Origin of the sequence: Elusimicrobium simillimum (assembly GCF_049639735.1) — a bacterium.
Lineage (GTDB): Bacteria > Elusimicrobiota > Elusimicrobia > Elusimicrobiales > Elusimicrobiaceae > Elusimicrobium > Elusimicrobium simillimum.
This window is the reverse complement of record NZ_JBEVVA010000003.1, coordinates 1,502,481-1,518,724: the sequence shown is the minus strand read 5'-3', so window position 1 is coordinate 1,518,724 and position 16,244 is coordinate 1,502,481. Positions and strand designations below refer to the sequence as shown.

The 16,244-nt window shown below is 43.8% G+C and carries 10 protein-coding genes; 2 read left to right on the top strand and 8 right to left on the bottom strand.

All coding sequences use genetic code 11. The annotated features are described in order from the left end of the window. Positions 1-5: 5 nt before the first annotated feature. A complete protein-coding gene (locus AAIR98_RS07815; protein ID WP_423971633.1) occupies positions 6-458 on the top strand; it encodes a GNAT family N-acetyltransferase in 453 nt (150 codons plus the stop codon). A 213-nt stretch (positions 459-671) separates the two neighbouring features. Here AAIR98_RS07815 and AAIR98_RS07810 read toward each other — a convergent pair whose 3' ends face one another. From AAIR98_RS07810 to AAIR98_RS07785, 6 genes are all read right to left on the bottom strand, one after another. Continuing rightward, positions 672-2,036: an MFS transporter gene (locus tag AAIR98_RS07810; protein WP_423971632.1), complete on the bottom strand. Its 1,365-nt coding sequence runs from the start codon at positions 2,034-2,036 to the stop codon at positions 672-674. A gap of 54 nt (positions 2,037-2,090) precedes the next feature. Further along, the gene (locus AAIR98_RS07805) at positions 2,091-2,450 is read right to left on the bottom strand and encodes an MGMT family protein (RefSeq protein ID WP_423971631.1); all 360 of its coding nucleotides are present in this window, start codon (positions 2,448-2,450) and stop codon (positions 2,091-2,093) included. Between the two features lie 9 nt (positions 2,451-2,459). Beyond that, on the bottom strand, positions 2,460-3,215 hold the full coding sequence (locus AAIR98_RS07800; RefSeq protein ID WP_423972043.1) for an ATP-binding protein: 756 nt from the start codon (positions 3,213-3,215) through the stop codon (positions 2,460-2,462). Positions 3,216-3,232: 17 nt separating this feature from the next. Further along, entirely contained in the window at positions 3,233-4,228 is a 996-nt protein-coding gene (locus AAIR98_RS07795) for a histidine kinase dimerization/phospho-acceptor domain-containing protein (protein ID WP_423971630.1), read from the bottom strand. A gap of 11 nt (positions 4,229-4,239) precedes the next feature. Next, complete coding sequence (locus AAIR98_RS07790) at positions 4,240-5,400, bottom strand: FIST N-terminal domain-containing protein (protein WP_423971629.1); 1,161 nt, start codon at positions 5,398-5,400, stop codon at positions 4,240-4,242. Positions 5,401-5,575: 175 nt separating this feature from the next. Further along, positions 5,576-9,889 carry a response regulator gene (locus tag AAIR98_RS07785; protein ID WP_423971628.1) on the bottom strand — a complete coding sequence of 1,438 codons (4,314 nt, stop codon included), beginning with the start codon at positions 9,887-9,889 and terminating at the stop codon, positions 5,576-5,578. A 140-nt stretch (positions 9,890-10,029) separates the two neighbouring features. On the opposite strand from AAIR98_RS07785, the gene AAIR98_RS07780 reads away from it, so the two are divergent. Continuing rightward, positions 10,030-10,917, top strand: a complete 888-nt coding sequence (locus AAIR98_RS07780; protein WP_423971627.1) for an SPL family radical SAM protein — start codon at positions 10,030-10,032, stop codon at positions 10,915-10,917. A gap of 250 nt (positions 10,918-11,167) precedes the next feature. Here AAIR98_RS07780 and AAIR98_RS07775 read toward each other — a convergent pair whose 3' ends face one another. After that, the gene (locus AAIR98_RS07775; RefSeq protein WP_423971626.1) at positions 11,168-15,151 is read right to left on the bottom strand and encodes a response regulator; all 3,984 of its coding nucleotides are present in this window, start codon (positions 15,149-15,151) and stop codon (positions 11,168-11,170) included. A 106-nt stretch (positions 15,152-15,257) separates the two neighbouring features. Continuing rightward, a complete protein-coding gene (locus AAIR98_RS07770; RefSeq protein WP_423971625.1) occupies positions 15,258-16,157 on the bottom strand; it encodes an NAD-dependent epimerase/dehydratase family protein in 900 nt (299 codons plus the stop codon). Positions 16,158-16,244 lie beyond the last annotated feature (87 nt).

The window sequence follows — 16,244 nt, the reverse complement described above, 5'->3', positions numbered from 1 at the left end:
TAGGTATGGAAAATAAAATTGTTTGGCATGCTTCGCAGTTTGATGAGCTGGATATAAAAACTCTTTACGCTATTTTAAGGCTTAGGGCGGAGGTTTTTGTTGTTGAACAAAACTGCCCTTACCAGGATTTGGATGATAAAGACCAAAAAGCCTGTCACGTATACGGCATATTTGAGGGCGATGTTGTTGCCTACTGCCGCGTATTTAAGCCGGGGGATTATTTTGAAAACGCTACTATGGGCAGAGTAATAGTGGCGCCAAAATACCGTGGTAAAGGCCTGTCCCCGGTACTTATACAAAAAGCTTTTAAAGCGGTTAAAGATATTTATAAAACCGATATTGTTGAAATAAGCGGCCAGCACAGGCTGCAAAGGTTATATGAGTCATGCGGGTTTAAACAAGAAAGCGGACTGTACCTGGAAGATAATATTTTACATATTAAAATGGTTAGAAGATAAAAACCAATGTGCTGCGCACATTTTTTGCGCTTCGCGTTCCAATTATAGCGCTCTCTGCGTTCGCTTGGGTTTCATCAGCGGTATAAATTTTCTTCGGATTTTGGCGGATTTTTGTTTTTCTTTACACTCACCGTACGCTTCGCCTTAAGTAACCTGTTCGCGCAAAGAAAAACAAAAATCCACTCAAACTCTTGTGAAAATTTTCTTCTATAATTACAAATGTTTCTTTTTATTTTCAATCCAATTTTTTGTAAGCATCAGGCCGATGGGCGTTATACACGCTATTATTGCGTATACCAGCCACATTGTGGCTGGGTCTTGCGGGCCGTCTTTAGGCAGGAAATGCGTTAGCATGGTGCCGGAGTAAAGGCCTGTTGTAAACTTGGCTAAAAACCACGGTATCCCCGCCAGCCCCATATACGCGCCCACCTGCCCCACGGGGGCAAGTTCTGAAATATGCTCGTAGTATCTAGATGACCACGAAGCCTCGCCAAGAGAAAATATAACTACATACGTAAGCAGCGCGGCCAGACTGGGGGAAGAACTTACCAGCAAAAATGTTGTAAGCGCGGACAGCGTGGTACCCGCTATAATCATTTTCATAACATTTATCTTGCGTGTGAACAGCGCGATTGTGGGCACGAAAATAACTATGATAAACGGGTTAAGGCCGCTTATCCATTCAAATTTATCGGCCACTTCCTGCGGGAACATGCGGAACACATAGTCCGGTATAGTTAAAAACTGGTGCGCGAACAATGTGTGCACAGGCATAAGCAAAAGTAAAAAGCACATAAAACGCAAATCTTTAAAAGGCATTCTGGCAAAGCGTTCTTTCCAGGTAATGTTTTTGCCGGCCTCGTCGCTTTCAACGGCCAGACGGTATTTGCTTTCTATTTTTTTAGTGAACAAAGACATGTGCGCCAGCAGCACCAGGCCCGTGATAGAAGTGCACACCAAATACACGCCCATTATGCCCCAGCCAAGCCCCTGCACATTACCTATAAACGGCGCGTTGGTACGGATAAACGGGGATATAAAGTGCTCGCACACTATGCCCAGGTTCATAATGGCGTAAATTAAACTGAACGCTATTGCGGACACTTTTGGGTTGGCGTATTCTTTTGCGCCGGCGTAGAGCGCGGGCTGTAAAATGCCAGAACCTAACGCCATTATAAATATGGCTATCCAAGAAGTAACAAAACCAAGCTGTGGTATACCCATGCCGGCGGGCAGCGCGGAAAGGCTTAGTATTATTCTGCCTGTAAAAAGCAGCGTTAGCGCGATGGCAAGCGCTTTTCTTACGCCGTATTTATCGGTTACAAAGCCGCCGCCAAACATAAACAGTGTTACCAGGCCCGTAAACGTGGACACGCTTACCCCGGCCATAGCGTCGCCCATGCCAACGGTGCCGCCTAAAAACAGCGTCATCAGCGTAAGTATGCCAAAGTAGGCTATGCCGTCGCTAAAGTTAACTAAGTTAACAAGCCAGAATGCTCTGGAGGAAGAAAATATTATTTTAAGTTCTTCTTTAATAGAGGTTGTCTCTTGTGGTGATGGGGTATCGTTAGTGCTCATTAGATTATTATATGATTTTCTTTTTTATAGGCGGGATAGAAAAAAGACCTATTTTTACATGCCGTAATTTATAAAAGCCTGTTCTTCAAGTTCACGCGCGGGCCAGGTGTGGCGGGCCATTTTTACCTTTTTTTCTTTGGTAAAGGTCACGCTCTCTTTACGCAGCAGTGTATATTGGCGGTTTTTACCGTTTACTATAAAAGCGCGGCTTAGCGTGCCGTCTTTAAAAAGTACTCTGTGCGCGGGCACGTCGCCGGGGCAGGCGGCAAGCGCGTAACCTACGGCGCGCGACGCCCGGTAATTGCCCGCCAAATGCGCCACATTGCCGTAACTTAGCACATGGCCAAAAGGTATTTGGCGCACAATATCATAAACACGTTGGTTAAAGTTTTTGGTTTTTTTAGGCGGGAGCATAAAACTCCCTTACCTTTTAAGATAGGTTATGGCGCTTTGCGGCAGCCATTTTACCAGGCAGGCGGCAAGAGCTGATTTATCTATAGGTTTGGAAAGAAAACCGTTAAACCCGCTGGCCAAAAACATATCTTCCGCGCCGCTGACAGCGTTGGCTGTAAGCGCGACAACGGGGGTAAAAGCTTTTTTACCCTCCATGGCGCGTATGTTTTTGGTGGCTTCCACGCCGTCCATCTCGGGCATCATGTGGTCCATAAAAATAAGGTCATAGTCATTTTTCTTAACCAGCTCAAGCGCTTCCACGCCGTTAAGCGCGGTGTCGGGCTGTATGCCGTATTCTTCCAGCAGTGATTCCGCCACCATAAGGTTGATATCAATGTCGTCTACCAGAAGTACTTTTGCTCTTGTGGCGGTAAACTCGTAATCAATAATATTTTCTTCTTGAACGTCTGTAATTTTGCCTGAGGCAAGCGGTAAATGTATGGTAAACTCTGAGCCTTTGCCGTACTCGCTGGTTACGGTTATGTTGCCGCCCATAAGTTCGGCCAGGCGTTTGGTTATGGCCAGGCCAAGGCCTGTGCCTGTAACTTTTTTGTTTTTAACTTTATCAAATTGTTCAAACGCGGTAAAAAGGCGCGGCAGGTCCTCTTTCTTCATGCCTATGCCTGTGTCTTTAATAGAGAAAGCTATTTGCCCGCCGGCTTTTTCAATGGCGGCGCTGAAAGTTACCGTGCCTTCATTAGTGTATTTATAGGCGTTGTTAAGCAGGTTTGTTATAACCTGGCCTATTCTTTTTTCATCACCCAGTATGGCGGGGGGAGAGAGGCGTCAAACTCGCAAACAAGCTTTAGGCCTTTTTGCGCGAACATAACCTGAAATACAGACTGAAAGTGGTAAAGAAATTTATTTAAATCAAAATATTCCTCAATAAGTTCCAGCTTGCCGGCCTCTATTTTTGAAAAATCTAAAATATCATTAATTAAGTTAAGCAGCATTTGTGAGGAGTTTTGAATATTACGCAAATAGCCTTGCTGTTCTTTAGTAAGGTCAGTCTTTTTCATCATGTCGGCTATGCCTATAACGGCGTTCATAGGCGTGCGTATTTCATGTGATACCGTGGCTAAAAAATCAGATTTAGCATTGTTTGCCTGCTCGGCCGTTTGCTTGGCTTTTATAAGATCAGTTAAATCATGAAAAATTAAAAGCGACCCGCTTTCCTGCCCTTTATCGTCACGCATAGACGCTATTTGTATGGTATAACTGCGCGGATTGCCGCCGCTGATATCCACAACTTCATCTATAGAAACGGAGGTGTTTGTTTCAGACGCGGTTTTAAGCGCGGCCTCTATGCGGGAGATGAAATCATCGTCCGCAAAGGTCTCAAATACTTCACGGTAAGTTCTTGCGGTAATTTGGCTGAAGCTTTGTATTGTGGATACTTTAAGAAATTCATCCGTACAATAAGAAAAACGGCCGTGTTGGTCCAAAAGCATAATAATATCCGGGCAATACTGCAGCAGCATGCCCAGGTATTTTTCATGTTTGGTTCTGTTAGCGGCTATAACGGCGCTTAGGTTAGACTGCGCGCTTATAATAAGCTTGTTGCGGTCAAAAATGCTTTGCATGTTTGACAACTGTCTTGCCAGTTTTTTGTTTTCTTTACGTAAAGAGGCCAGTTCTCCGTCTTCGGCAAACTGCCCGCCGTCCTGTTGGGACGGGGAAAGCTCTGCCTGTACGGTTTGTTTTAGAATTTTGGCTTTATCTATGGCGTCTTCCGGCATTACGGTCTCCGTTAAAATGAACAGGTTATTATAGTGTCGTTATGAAAGCGGTTTACAAGTTTGCCGTTTTCACCCGGTACGGGGCAGATTTCGCCGCCGGAGTAACTCATAATATAAGGCGTTTTAGCGCCAAGAATATCACGCACGGTTTCCATTTCCGCCATAACGTCAAAACCTAAAACTATATTGCGCACCACGCAGGAAAATATAATTAACCCGTTGTTCTGGTTGGACTGGGCAATTTTAGTTATAGATTTTTTTGTAGTCGCAATTACTTCGTCATGGTCTATTGAGCCTATGCCAAGGGTGGTGTTTACAGGCATAATGCCGCCGCATACGGCGTATCCTTCAGGCGTTAACGCGAACATTGCGCGCGCCACGGGTTTGGTGCCGTCGTTAAAATCTAAAATAAACGGGATAACGTTAAGCCCGTCAATTTTTTTATTTGGCGCCAACCCTATGGATTGCAGATATTCTATAACAGACACGTCGTTCACACCCTGCAAAATGTTGCCTTGGGATGACGTGATAATAGCTTTTTGCCCCAATATTTTTTCGTCCGAGACAGATTCTATTGAAAACGCCGGGTTAACCGGGCCGGAAAACACTACCAGAGACAGAGCGTCACGGTAGGTTTTGCCGTTAAAAATTGTTTGCGCTGTATGATAATCAGTAGTATGGTCCACCGCCAAAGTGCCAAAAATGGGCGTTTGGTTTGAGGCTTTGTCCAGCATATCAACCACATGGTCGCCGGCTATGTTAAAGCCAAGCGGCGCGAAGGTTATAATAAGAGACGGCTGCCCGGGTAAAACTGCGGCCGCGCGCTTATAAGCGGTTTCTATCTGGGTTGAAAGATTGTCTGGTGTAAGTGACTCTGTAGCGGCGGCGGAAAATGAAACGTCATCACTGGTAAGCACGCTTATGCCAAGCATAAGCTGGCCCATTTCATCGGGCACCGCTGTTGAAAGAGTGGTAGCCCCTACGGTGCTGAAGGGCAATTGTTTACAAAGTTCATCCACTACGCCTGTTTGCACAAAGTCGGAGTGGCAGGTTATAAAACCCACCGCGTTTTTTAATAAATTTTTATCTAAATTAAGCTGCTCAAGGATTTCTGACACAGCTAAAGAAACGTCGTCTAATTCTTCTGTGTGGGCTGTTAATGTTTTTATCATATGAAATACCTTTGCTTTGGGGGTTAGGATAATATACTTAATTTTACTATATTTGAAAGGTAAGAATTATCATTTAAACCATGTTTTTTAAATATATTTATATTTACTATACTGATAGCGTAATTAGGTTATATAGAAGTATAAGATAAAAAGCCCCCGGTGAAGGGGGCTTTTTTTATTTGTCTTGTGACAGGTCTTTGATAAGCTTTAGCGTTGTGCTCATAGTCTCGTTAAACGGATGTATAAGGCCGCTTATTTGCGCTATTTCAATTTTTACTTTAGCCTGGGATTCTATTTTAAGAGAGATATTCTTAAGCTGTGTAAGCCCCAGGTTAGCCGCTACGCCTTTTATAGTGTGCGCCGCCCTGATAACGGCGTCATAGTCCGCGGCGTTAATACTGTTTATAAGTTCCGCCGCCATAGTGTTGCCCTCAAAGCGGTTAAGCAGCTTTATGTAAAGCGCCTTATTGTTGGCCACCCTGCTAAGGCCGTCGTGAATGTCAATAAAGGGCATAAAGCGGGAATAGTCAGTATGTTTAAAACCGGCGCTTTTAATATCGTGCGCCACTGTGTCCACGCCGTGTTTTTGCGGCAGATAAGTGCGCAGTTTTGAAAACATGCTGTCTAAGTTTACAGGCTTGCCAAGGTGGTCGTTCATACCAGCGGCAAAACATTTTTGTATATCTTCGGCGAACACATTTGCCGTCATGGCTATTATGGGAATGGTGTTAGCTTTTTCTGTGTTCAGCGCGCGTATAGCCTGCGTGGCTTCCAGCCCGTCCATTTCAGGCATTTGTATGTCCATTAGTATGGCGCTGTATTTTTGCTGGTCTGCGGCAAATTTATCCAGCGCTTCTTTACCTGTGAAGGCAAAGTCAATTTTAACGTTGGTGCCTTCAAGAAACGCTTCCATAATTTCTCTGTTGATATCAACGTCTTCGGCCACTAGCAGCGTGTGCCCCTCAAGGTTGGGTTTGGTTACGTCCATTTTAAGTTCCGCCGTTTCTTTGGCGTGCGATACGGCGCCGGTGGTGCACTCGTTAATAGCGTTGATAAGTGTGGAGGGGAACAGCGGCTTACCTATAAAGCGGTCTATGCCGGCTTTGGTGGCTTCCTCCTCAATCTCGCTCCACTCAGACACTGAAATCATGATAATGATGGATTTGTTAAACTTATTTTCTTTTATTTTTTTAGCCAGTTCCACGCCGTTCATGCCAGGCATCATCCAATCTACAAAAATTATGTCATACGGGGCGTCGGCGTTTTTTTGTATAAGCTGTAAGGCTTCTTCACCGTCGGCCGCTACGTCGCACTTAAGCGACAGCATACCCATAACGTTAAGGAAGTATTCTCTTATTTCTTCAGAATCATCCACCGCTAAAATGCGTATATTATCTATATTTACGCCTTTATCAAGTTTGCTGGCTTGTGACTGTGAACCTTTGTGCACTTTGATTGTGAATGTAAAGGTGGAGCCTTTGTTAGGTTCGGACTCAACGGATATTGCGCCGCCCATAAGCTCAACAATACTCTTAGATATGGCCAGCCCTAAACCCGTGCCGCCAAATTTGCGCGATATCGTGCCGTCAGCTTGCTCAAAAGATTTAAACAATCTGGATTTTTGCTCGTCCGATATGCCAATGCCGTTGTCTTCCACCGATATTCTAAGCGTCATTAATGTGCCGTCTTCATCAATTTTTCTTACTGACAATTTTATAGTGCCAAGTTCCGGGGTGAACTTGGTGGCGTTGGTAAGCAGGTTTGTTATAACCTGGTTAAGGCGCAGCTCGTCGCCTATGACGGTGGTGGGGACGTTTTTGTCTATGGTTACAATAAGGTTTTGCTTTTTTTGGTCTATGCGGTAGTTGGCCACATTGGTAACTTTTACCAGCATTTTTTCAAGGTCAAACTCGCTGTTTAAAAGCTCCAGTTTGTTTGCCTCAATTTTTGACATGTCTAAAATATCATTGATAAGGCCAAGCAGATGTTGCGAGGCGGTGTCAATCTTTTCAAGGCAGTAGTCTTTTTTGGTAATTTCGCCAGAGCCTTTGGCAATGTTTGTCATGCCCAGTATTGCGTTAATAGGCGTGCGTATTTCGTGGCTCATGCGCGCCAAAAAGTCGCCTTTGGCGCTGCTGGCCTGCTCGGCCGTTTCTTTGGCCTGTATGATTTCTTTTTCCAGGTGTCTTTGCGCGGTAATATCGGTGCCTATATTGCCTATGTCTTCTTTTCCGCCAGGTATTACAAAGCTGGAAAAGGACATTATTTTATCTTTACCGTCTTTTGATTTAAACTGCAGTTCAAAATTATATTTGCCTTGCTTAACAATATTATCTATGATAATATCCTTTTTTTCTTTTGTAACGCCAAAGACTGATACGCCCATTTGGTTAAGCTCCGCGCCCTCGCGCCCGGTTATTTGCATGGTGGCGGGGTTAAAGTAAGTAAAGTTGCCCTCTGTATCAACGCAGGAAATATACTGCGGGGAAGAGTTGACTATTGACGCCATTCTGTTAAGTAAAACTTCTACCTGCGCCCTTGTTATGGCGCCCGAGAATATGCTGCCCATAAGCCTGCCCAGGTAACGGTCGCTGTCTGTCCAGGTAACAGGAGCGGCTGACGATTCAAACTGTATAAGCCCCCAGAAATTTCCGTTTGTAAATATAGGTACTGCCATAAGAGCGCGTACACCTATTTTTATTTCATTTTGGTAAAGGGTGGGGTTTTTCTGCGTGTCTTCAACGGTGAAAACTTGTTCGCCGTTTTTTACAAGCGTATCATAAATTACATTTCCCTCTTTAAAAGACGCCTTTGTGCCAAGGCCCGCGTTCTGTTTAATATTGGGTGAGAGCCACTTGTTTACAAGTTCTATTTCCTGGCGGTCTTTATGGTATTTGCACAGAATAGTGTTTGTCAGGCCCATAAACGCGCCTACCTTTTCAAGCGCCTTATATGATTGCTGTTCTATAGGCTGCTCTGAAATAAATATTCTGGAAATATCTGTCATGAGCTGCTGTTGCCCAACACGTTTTTTAAGAGTATCTTCAGAGGCTTTTCTTTGTGTTATGTCTATGCGGTGGTGCAGGTGCGCTTTTTTGCCGCCGACCCATTCTATCAGGCGGTCGGTATTGGCGTAATATTTGCCTGTAATACCGCTAAGTTCTTCCCACTTAACTTCCTGCGCCGGGTTTTGGGCAAGTTTGTATATAGGGCAGAAAGAACATTTTTCCGTCTGGTCCTTTTGAAATACCTTCCAACAGGTAGAGCCTACCCCATCCTCCGGTTTAAGGTTAAAGTCCTTCCTCATTTTTTCATTAATAAAAAGTATTTTATCGGTCTGCGGGTCGGCCACGTAAACATAGGTGTCCATACTGTTTAAAATATTTTCAAGAATGCTGACTGATACTTTTGTTTTTTCCTGTTCCGCGTAGCTAAGCAGCAGCCTTTTAAACATTGTGTTTACAGATGTGGCCAGAGTGTGGAATTCCTGCGTTAAGAAAATTTCTTCATTCACGCAGTCTGACGCGCTGGCAAGGCCGCCGATTTCTTTACTAAGGCGCGTAAGCGGGCCAACAATAAACTTACGTATGACAATAAACAGCGTAAGAATAAAAAATAGAATTACCAGCGCAAGCACAAGGCCTGTGTTTATGGTAAATGACATGCCCTCCAGATATTCCGTGCGGGGGCTTTTTATTTGTGTTACTATGCTTCTGTCTCCCGCGTAGCCGGGCAGCATTTTATAAATAAAAACATCCTGCGGCCCCTCTACTTCAATCACGCCTTTTTTTGATTTAAGCAGTTTATCGTAAATACCTTTTATTTGGGGGGAATTTTTGGTAAAAACATTTAACCCTATGCCTGTAACCTCGGCAATTTCTTCCATATCTTCCTGGTCAAACTTGCGGCCAAAGAAAAACACGCCCACAGTTTTGCCTGATGAGGGGGAGATAATTGTTTTAGAAGCTATGTAGTACGGGGTATTGTTGAAAACAAAAAACCCTTTTCTTTGCTGGTCCGCGCTGTTTAAAAGCTGTTTTGAAAAACCAGAAAGGATATCGGTAAATCCGTCGGGCGCTTCGTACGTGGAGTGTGTTTCAAAATTATAAAATTGCGTAAAAAGGTTGTCTCCGCCGGTATTGAAAATGGAAACCAGGTCAGCGTCGCGCCTTTGCATGAGTTTATTTTTTATCCAGAAATCTTGCGTGTAAACCGGGTTTGTCCCCTCCACAAACTGCGCTGTTGCGGGCCATTGTAAAAACAGGTTTATATTCTGCGGTAATTGGTTTAAAGACGCCTGTAAAGATCTTTCAAAACGCGCGGTTTGTTCCTGCAGGGTTTTCTTTTCCGCCTTATCAAACATATTAAACATGGCGTAGAGAAATATTAATATAAAACAAGCTATAAAAATTAATGCCGCCAGCGCCACTGACAGCCCAAGAACGGTGCTGATTGAACGGCGCTTGCTTGTTTGAGGCTGAGGGGTCATAAAAATCTCCAAAGGTTAGGGTGTTTAAAAAATTAAAATTTATACATATACTTTTATATTATACTGTTTTTATACTGTTGTCCAGGCGTATATCTGTTTAGCGCCGGCTTCTGCCAATAAGCTTTTTGTATACTTTAATAATGCAATATATAAAAGCTAAAACTATAGTAACTAATATTAAGCCCTCACCTTTTTGGTTTATGACCGACTATAATATGAACATATACCGCGGCTGCTGCCACGGGTGTATATATTGTGACTCCAGGAGCGACTGCTATCGTATAGATAATTTCGACCAAGTTAAAGCCAAGCAGGGCGCCCTCTCCTTAATAGAACGTGACCTTAAAGGCAAACGTAAAAAAGGAGTTGTAGCTACTGGCGCCATGAGCGACCCTTATAACCCAGCAGAAGAAAACTTGCTTTTAACCAGAGGTTCACTAGAACTGGTGGATAAATACCGCTTTGGCCTGTCCATGGCCACCAAAAGCCCGCTTATAACAAGAGATAAGGATATTATTAAAAGGATAGCCGGCCACTCTAATGTAATAATAAAGGTTACCGTAACAACCGCCGATGACGCGCTGGCGGCTAAAATAGAACCCGCGGCCGCTTCAACCGCCCTACGCTTTGCCGCTGTTAAAGAGCTGGCGGATGAGGGGATATTTGTAGGAATATTGCTGATGCCCGTGCTGCCTTTTATTAATGATACTGTAGAAAATATAACAGGTGTTGTGCGCGGCGCTGCCAGGGCGGGGGCAAAGTTTATTTACGCGTCTTTTGGCGTTACGCTGCGCGCTAACCAGCGCGATTATTATTACGCGAAACTGGATAAATTATTCCCGGGGGTAAGCGCGAAATACAAAGAATATTACGGCGATGCGTACTCTTGCGTAAGCCCGCATGTAAAAATGCTTATGGCAGCCTTCAAAAAAGAGTGTAGGAGATACGGTATTCTTTATGAGATGAAAGATATTATAGCGGCGTATAAAACAAAATCTCCGCCCGCGCAGCTGAGTTTGTTTGAGTAATTTCTCGTGATGAGTTAACGGGGGAAAAGGTTGTCCGGCAGGACAGCCGTATCAATTGGTTAAGAATTTAAAACCCCCGCCGGTAGTTTGGCGGGGAAAAGGTTGTCCGGCAGGACAGCCGTATCAATTGGTTGGGAATTTAAAACCCCCGCCGGTAGTTTGGCGGGGAAAAGGTTGTCCGGCAGGACAGCCGTATCAATTGGTTGGGAATTTAAAACCCCCGCCGGTAGTTTGGCGGGGGTTTTAAATTTTACATTATGTCAGTGAGTTCTTTAATTTTACTTAACGTGGTTTCTGTTTCGTCACCCAGAACCATGGTAAGTTTTTTTATTTCGTCTAAGTCTGCGTCCATTTTGGCTTGAGACTCTATTTTAAGCGCAGTATCCTGAATCTGCGTAAGTCCAAGGTTTGCCGCCACACCCTTGAGCGTATGGGCTGTTCTTGTAATATCGTCGTAATTGCCGGCGTCTACGGCGTTTATTATGTCCAGCACCATTTGTTTGCCGTTAAAACGGTTAAGTAGCTTTATGTACAAAACCTTATTATTTACTACTCTTGATAAACCGTCCTGCACGTCAATGAGAGGCAGAAATACCGAGTAGTCTAACGGCCCCGCTGCTTTAGGCAGCGCTGTGTTGTTATTATCTGTCATATTTTTTGATCCTAAGTATGTGTTTAATTTAGTAAACATAGCTTCTATGTTTATGGGCTTGCCTAAATGCCCGTTCATGCCGGCGGCTATACACTTTTGTATATCTTCCGCAAATACGTTTGCAGTCATAGCTATTATGGGCGCATTTTTTGCTTCCGCCGTGCCAAGCGCGCGGATAGCGCGGGTGGCCTCAAATCCGTCCATCTCAGGCATTTGTATGTCCATAAGTATGGCGCTGTATTTGTTAGGCGCGGCTTTAAACATTTCTACCGCTTGCAGCCCGTTAAACGCGAAGTCTATTTTTACTTTAGTTTCTTCTAAAAACGCTTCTATAATTTCTCTGTTGATATCAACGTCTTCCGCTATTAATATTGTGTGTCCTTTGAAGTTTGGCTTTTGGCTTGCGGGTACGTTTTGCGCGCTGCTTTTGGCGTGCGATACTACGCCCGACACACTTTCATTAATAATATTAATTAACGCCGATGGAAACAGCGGTTTGCCTATATAGTGGCTTACGCCGGCCTGTGTGGCTTCTTGCTCTATCTCATTCCAGTCCGCTATGGAAATCATAATTATAACAGACTCGTCGTCTTTATATTCTTTTATCTTTTTTGTGAGCTCCACACCGTTCATACCGGGCATCATCCAGTCTACAAAGATGATATTATACGGGTTATTTTTGTGTTCCTCTATCATTTTAAGCGCTTCTTCGCCGCCGGCGGCTACGTCGCAGTTAATAGATAACATACCCATAAGGTTAAGAAAATATTCTCTTATCTCCGGCGAGTCATCCACCGCTAAAATACGCAGGTCTTTAATGTTTATTCCCGCGTCAAGCTTAGCGTTTTTATGCATGCTGCCTTTATGTACTTTTACATAGAAAGTAAAGGTTGAGCCGCGGCCTATTTCAGATTTAACAGATATAGTGCCGCCCATAAGTTCCACAATGCTTTTTGATATCGCCAGCCCCAGGCCTGTACCGCCGTACTTGCGCGATATACTGCCGTCCGCCTGTTCAAAAGACTGAAACAGCCTGGCCTGTTGCTGCTCAGATATGCCTATACCGTTGTCTTCCACATCTATTTTAAGAGTTACTTCCGAGCCTTTTTCCTCCACTTTTTTAACGCTTAGTTTTATGGTACCCATTTCAGGCGTAAACTTGCTGGCGTTGGTAAGCAGGTTGGTTATAACCTGGTTTAATCTTACCTCGTCGCCAATTATAGCGTGGGGGACTGTTTTGCCTATATTTACAACAAGCGTCTGCTTTTTTTGGTCTATACGGAAGTTTGCCACGTTGGTAACCTTTACCAACATTTTCTCTAGGTCAAACTCATTATCAACCAGCTCCAGTTTGTTAGCCTCAATTTTAGACATATCTAAAATATCGTTAATAATGCCAAGCAAGTGTGTGGAGGCGTTGTCAATTTTTTCAAGGCAGTAATTCTTTTTCTCAGTATCATTAGAACCTATGGCAATATTGGTCATGCCAAGAATTGCGTTAATAGGGGTGCGTATTTCATGGCTCATGCGCGCCAAAAAATCACCTTTGGCGCTGCTGGCGTGCTCGGCAGTTTCTTTAGCGTTAATAATATCGCGTTCCATATAATTTCTGACAATAACGCCCGAGAGTACCGTGCTCATCAGTTTGCCCAGGTAGGAGTCGCTCTCGCTCCAGGTTGTTTTTTTGTCGCAGGTGTCAAACAAAAGCATGCCCCATAATTCGCCCGACACTATAACCGCCACAGACATAAAAGAAATTATGTTTAACTTCTTTGCTCTGGCGTATTCTTGCGGCAGCTCTGCGGCATCGTCCACTTTAATTACCGGTTCGTTTTTAGTTACAAGAGTGTCATAAAAAAGATTGCCTTTGGTAAAAGTGATTATATTATCCAACGCCGCCGTGCAGTCTGTTTTTTCTGACGACCACCTGGAAAACGCTTTAAGCTCGGCGCTTTTTTTATCAAGTTCATAAAGGGCAATGTTGCTGATATCCATAAACTGCCCAACCATTTTAAGGGCGGAATAAACTTGTGTTTTTAAGTCTTCTTTAGAAATAAAGTTTCTGGAAATATTTGTCATCAGCTCCTGCTGTTTGACACATTTTTTCAGTTTTTCTTCCGCCATTTTTATATTGGTTATGTCCATGGAGTGCTGCAAGTGCACTTTTCTGCCGTCTGCCCATTCTATCATGCTGTCAGTGTTTTTATAATATTTACCGGTAACAGTGTTGTGCTCTTCCCAAATAACAGCTTTGTTGGGGTTGTTTTCCAACTTTGGTATAGGGCAGAAGGCGCAGCGCTGTGTAAAACCTTTTTGCAATACTTTCCAACAGACAGAGCCTACCCCCTCGCCTTTTTTAAAGCCGAACTGCTCTCTCATTTTATCGTTTATAAAAAGTATTTCGTCTGTCTTAGGGTCAGACACATACAAAAACGCGTCCATGCCGTTGAGTATGCTTTCCATAATTTCTATGGAAAATTTAGACTTTTCCTCAGCCGCGTAGCTTTGCTTCAGGCGTTCTATCATACCGTTAATGGACGATACCAGCGTACTAAACTCAGAACTTACCAGCACCCCTTGCCCCAGCGCGTAAACCGAGGGGGAAATCTCCTGCACTTCTTTACTAAGCAGCGTAAGCGGGCGCACCATAAACTTACGCACTATATAAAAAAGTACAAGCGTAAAACAAAGTATCATACCTATAAGCAGCGCGCCCGTTCTTATGGTAAGCGACATTCCGCTAAGGTAAGCTGTGCGGGGGCTTTCGGTACGCAGCACAAGGTTTAGGTCGCCTTTAAAACATTTGAACAGTGTGTAGAGTATTATTTTGTTATCGCTTTCCACTTCCATACGCCCGTCATGTTCTTGTGTAAGAGTGTCGTATACCGCGGAAACTTCGGGGTCTGTTTTTGTAAACAGTCCGGCTTTTAGGCCTATGGGGCCGGCCAACCCGGCCATAACATTAGCGTCATATATTCTGCCAAAGAAAAACACCCCTATAATTTTGTTGCCCGCTTCCGCATATATAGGCTGCGCGGTTATATAATACGGCGTGCCGTCAAACAGCGCAAAGCCTGATTTGCCCAGGTAAGAGCTGCTGTTTGCCAGGTGCGGGTCTTCAAGCAGGGCCTGCGCCATAGGGGTTATAAAATTATTAAAGCCCGCGGGTATGGGGGGATTGTCGTCTGTTTCGCCGTTATAAAAGCGGGTGTAGAGGTTATTACGGTTTATATCCTGTATAGCCACCAGGTTAATATTCTGTTGTTTAAATCTTTTATTATCTTTCCAGTATGTGTCTGGGTAAGCTGGCAGTTTGCCTTCGGTAAACTCCATTGTTCTTTTTGCCGCGCTGTACAGTTTTGCGCTTGTGGGTATTGTTGCGGTGGAATTATCTATTAAAGTTCTTAAAATTTCTACCTGCGACTCGACAGTCTTTTGTTCGCTGCTGTTAAGCATGCTAAACATAGAAAGCAGAAATACAGATATAAAGCACGCCGTAAATATTAACGCCGAAAGGCCTACAAACACGCCTATAATATTGCTTAAAGAAAAGTGTCTTTTTTTGTGGGCTTGCTGGGGCATAAGGTGTCTCCAAAAAAGTATAAAAACGTACTGTTTATAAGCATATCATTTATTTTTATTTATGCACAGAGGGGCGTATATTAATGTTATAAATAAAATGTATTTCTTAAGCGGAGAATTGTTTGTTATGCGTTAAAATAGTGTCTTTAAGCCATTTTTGTATTGGCGTGGGTTTCCAGTTTAACAATTTGTTAGCGTTGGTAAGTTTTAGCACATAATCAAAAGGGTTAAAGTACGGGTTGCGGGCTGCGGCGTCATATTTAAGTTTTTTTAATTTAGCGTAAGGCATGTTGATGGTATTTTCTTTTTTACCGCAAAATTTATAGCAGAGTTTTACAAATTGTTTTAAAGTAATAACTTCGCCGCCAAAATGCAGTGTTTTACCCTTAACACGGGCGCGGTTTTGTATGACAAGGGTCAGGGCGCGGGCGGCGTCGTCAACATAAATAAATCTTCTTTTATATTTGCTGCCGTCTGGCAGGATAACAGGGGCACCATTTAAAATATCACGTAAGTATACAGCCAGGCGGTCTTTAGGATCGCCGGGGCCGACAATGATGGGCAGGCGTACAATAGTATATGGTAAATCACTTTTGATAAGCGTTGTTTCGGCTTCATACTTACCTTGGCCGTAAGCGTCCGCCTTTTTTAACGGCGGCAGTTTATGCGCCAGAGTCTCGCTAAAAGGTGACTTCGCGCCTTTTACCGCCAGGTGCACGTCACCGCTGCTCATAAGAATATAATGTTTGGTGTTGCCTGTAAAAGTTTTTACCGCTTCCCGCATTTGGGCGGCGTTGTAGCAGATGTTATCAAACACAGCGTCCCACTTTGTATTTTGCAGGGCGGACAGGTCCCCGCGAAGGCCTTTAATTTGGTTTATTTGCTTAGGCAGGTCTTTTACCGGGCAGGCGCGGCTGAAAACCGTTACATTATGGCCCTTTTTTGCCATATCCAGCGCCAGTTTTTTGCCAAAAAACTTAGTCCCGCCCAGTATTAAAATGTTCATATTTTCATTATATAAATTAGTATGTAAAAAAAACTTAAATTTGCTAGACTGCTTGCATAGGACCACCGCAGTATACCACACACTTCG

What these genes read in the sequence shown, in the direction of transcription:
- AAIR98_RS07775 (WP_423971626.1), bottom strand. Translation starts at nt 15,151, where the DNA reads ATGCCCCAGCAAGCCCACAAAAAAAGACACTTTTCTTTAAGCAATATT.
- AAIR98_RS07815 (WP_423971633.1), top strand. Translation starts at nt 6, where the DNA reads ATGGAAAATAAAATTGTTTGGCATGCTTCGCAGTTTGATGAGCTGGAT.
- AAIR98_RS07780 (WP_423971627.1), top strand. Translation starts at nt 10,030, where the DNA reads ATGCAATATATAAAAGCTAAAACTATAGTAACTAATATTAAGCCCTCA.
- AAIR98_RS07790 (WP_423971629.1), bottom strand. Translation starts at nt 5,400, where the DNA reads ATGATAAAAACATTAACAGCCCACACAGAAGAATTAGACGACGTTTCT.
- AAIR98_RS07795 (WP_423971630.1), bottom strand. Translation starts at nt 4,228, where the DNA reads ATGCCGGAAGACGCCATAGATAAAGCCAAAATTCTAAAACAAACCGTA.
- AAIR98_RS07770 (WP_423971625.1), bottom strand. Translation starts at nt 16,157, where the DNA reads ATGAACATTTTAATACTGGGCGGGACTAAGTTTTTTGGCAAAAAACTG.
- AAIR98_RS07785 (WP_423971628.1), bottom strand. Translation starts at nt 9,889, where the DNA reads ATGACCCCTCAGCCTCAAACAAGCAAGCGCCGTTCAATCAGCACCGTT.
- AAIR98_RS07805 (WP_423971631.1), bottom strand. Translation starts at nt 2,450, where the DNA reads ATGCTCCCGCCTAAAAAAACCAAAAACTTTAACCAACGTGTTTATGAT.
- AAIR98_RS07810 (WP_423971632.1), bottom strand. Translation starts at nt 2,036, where the DNA reads ATGAGCACTAACGATACCCCATCACCACAAGAGACAACCTCTATTAAA.